We start from the raw sequence: 2,908 nt of genomic DNA on the forward strand, positions 1-2,908 counted from the left end.
GTTGGCGAGTGCGGCGGTCGCCATGGTTGAGATTGCCTACACGCGGATGATGCTGCGCCGGTTGACCAGGCCGGCGCAGCCCTCACCGCACATCTGAAACAGTCACTCAGCAGACGAACTTGTTGGCGTTGAACGCCACCATCGAGGCCGCGCGGGCGGGGGAGATGGGCAAGGGGTTCGCGGTGGTGGCCGGTGAGGTCAAGGAACTGGCGCAGCAGACCGCGCGGGCCACGGAGGAGATCGTGGCCAAGGTCAACGCCACCCAAGCTGATGCGTCGGCTGCGACGGAGGTGATCGCGCAGATCGCTGAGGTGATTTCCCGGATCGACGGGTTGCAGGGCACGATCGCGGCGGCGGTGGAGGAGCAGTCGGCGACCACGGCGGAGATGGTCCGTAACGTTACTGAGGTTTCCACCGGGAGCCAGGAGATCTCGGCGAACATCTCGGGGATCGCGGCGGCGGCGGTGGAGACGACGACGAGTGCTTCGCACACGGCGACGACGGCGGCGGAGGTCTCGCGCAGCGCCGCGCAGCTGCAGACGCTGGTGGGCCGATTCACCTTCTGACTGGCAGTTTCAAACGCCCCAATGCAAGACCATATAGGCCTCAGCAGGGCATTTGACCATCGATCAGAAGCGGCACTAGCTGGCTGTTCTCGTGAATCGAAGGATCGCAGAGGGGAGGAGACGAACGGTGTGCAGCTTACACGACAGCCTGTCGGCTCTGATCGAAAGTGTGCGCGATGGAGCGGCTGAGATGCAACGGGCGGTACGATGCCTCGAGCTGGCTAACAAGCAGGGAGCTGGGGCTAGTGAGCAGGATGTAGCAGTCGTCAGTCGCTGGCTTGAGGACGCGGCCCGCATCGCGGCGCACTCCTGCGACGAACCGAACCCGCTTAGCAAAGAACTTGGCGCGCGGCTGGAAGAGTCCACCGCGCGTCTCCGGCGCAAATTCCGCCGCCGACCGCACTGAACTTCACGCACCTTCCTGCAATGGCGGGCCTGATCCCCCTTACCCAGACCCTTCTCTGGCGAGCACAAGTCGGGCTTCGAGCCATCGGACGGCAAGAAGCCACGGATCCCCTGCTCAAGGGTGGGGCACGTCAGGGAGTCAACCGAAACAGTGCAGACATCGGACCTACAGGCGGCGTCGGTAGCGCCGATAACAAGGAAGTCAACCCGTTGAAGGGGGTCTAGCGTGGGCGTCATACGCCGCATCGGAGTGGGTCGCAGACTGGCGGTCGCGTTCGGCGTCGTCATGCTGTTCGTACTGGCTATCGGAGGGACAGGCTTCGCAGGCATCTCCGGACTGGAGTCCTCGGCGTCCCGGACCAAGGACCTCGGGACGGTGCGGTCCTACGCTGATCAGCTGCGATACTGGACGGCTGACCTGGGGGCGTGGCAATCGTCGGCAATGTGGGAGATCCGGGTCTACGGGACCTCGGCCGCCTCCGATACAGACGGCGAGAGCCGAAAAGTCTTCGTCGCCGACAAGGCGACTCTGCTGAAAAGTTTCGAGACGGCACCGGTGTCGCTCATGAACGCCGAAGAGCGCGCAGTCCACGACCAGCTAAAAAACAAGTGGAAGGACTATCTCGACACCGACGTCCAGGCCTTCAACGCGTATCGCGCTGGTGACGTCACGGGAGCCGAGCAGATCCTCATCGCCACCGGCTACGTCAGCTACGACGAGCTCATCTCTTTGAGTCAGAAACTCTCGGCCGCCGTTGAAGCCCGTAGCGCTGTCGTCGCTGAGCAGTCCAAGGCCTCGGTGCGACGCGCTAAAACTATGCTTGTCGCGGCTCTCATCGGGGTCCTCGCGCTGCTGGCAGTCCTTGTCCGGGTTCTGACACGCAGTATCGTCCGTCCGCTGCACGAAGCGGTAAACGACCTGCGCGCTGTCGCTGCAGGCGACCTCAGTGTGATTCCGGCCGTCACAGGTAAGGACGAGCTCACTGCTGTTGGTTTGGCCTTGGCCTCCGCGGTGGCCTCAGTGCGGACCACGGTGGGCCGGGTCGCTGAGAGTACCGACGAGGTCTCCCGCACGGCGAAACTTCTTCTCGGAAGCGCCAGGGAACTTGTCGAGGGAAATCGCGAGGCTACCAGTCAAACTTCTAGCGTCTCACGCTCCGCCGGTGAGGTGTCCGCCAGCGTGCAGACCGTCGCTGCGGGGGCAGAGGAGATGGGTGTCTCGATCCTCAGCATCTCCGGTGACACCTCTTCCGCCGCCGCAGTGGCTCGCGAGGCAGTCGCCGCCGCCGCCCGCACCAGCGAGTCGGTAAGCGCGCTGGGATCGGCCTCGGCGGAGATCGCCAGCGTCGTCAAGACCATCACTGCGATCGCAGAACAGACGAACCTGCTGGCTCTCAACGCCACCATCGAGGCGGCACGGGCGGGTGAATCCGGCAAAGGTTTTGCCGTTGTTGCAAGTGAGGTCAAAGAACTCGCACGCCTCACCGCCACGGCGACGGAGGACATTGCTAGGAAGGTCACGGCCATTCAGCGGGGGACGGCTGGAGCGGTGCTTTCGATCGAAGAGATTACCGCTGTTATCGCCCAAATCGACGACTACCAGAACACGATCGCGGCGGCCGTCGAAGAACAGTCGGCCACGACAGCTGAGATGACGCGCAGTGTCGTTGACGCCGCCTCAAGTTCGCAGCAGATCGCGCAATCGATCGATGCCGTCGCCGCCGCAACAAGGGATGACAACGAACGCATAGCCCGGGTGCGCCAGGCCGCAGACGATCTTGCCTCGACGGCGGGCCGCCTGACGGCTGCGGTGTCCACCTTCATCATCTGAGTGACTGTTTCAGATGTGCGGTGAGGGCTGCGCCGGCCTGGTCAACCGGCGCAGCATCATCCGCGTGTAGGCAATCTCAACCATGGCGACCGCCGCACTCGCCAAC

At 63.8% G+C, this 2,908-nt stretch carries 1 protein-coding gene and 1 pseudogene; both read left to right on the forward strand.

Annotation, left to right across the window (positions count from 1 at the left end; all coding sequences use genetic code 11):
- Positions 1-110 precede the first annotated feature (110 nt).
- A pseudogene (locus CLV37_RS26775) lies at positions 111-566 on the forward strand (methyl-accepting chemotaxis protein); the annotation flags it as partial.
- A 631-nt stretch (positions 567-1,197) separates the two neighbouring features.
- Positions 1,198-2,802 (forward strand): methyl-accepting chemotaxis protein, encoded by a 1,605-nt coding sequence (locus tag CLV37_RS26785; protein WP_106215788.1) that lies wholly within the window; start codon positions 1,198-1,200, stop codon positions 2,800-2,802.
- Positions 2,803-2,908 lie beyond the last annotated feature (106 nt).

It is taken from the genome of Kineococcus rhizosphaerae, from assembly GCF_003002055.1.
Classification (GTDB): Bacteria; Actinomycetota; Actinomycetes; order Actinomycetales; family Kineococcaceae; genus Kineococcus; species Kineococcus rhizosphaerae.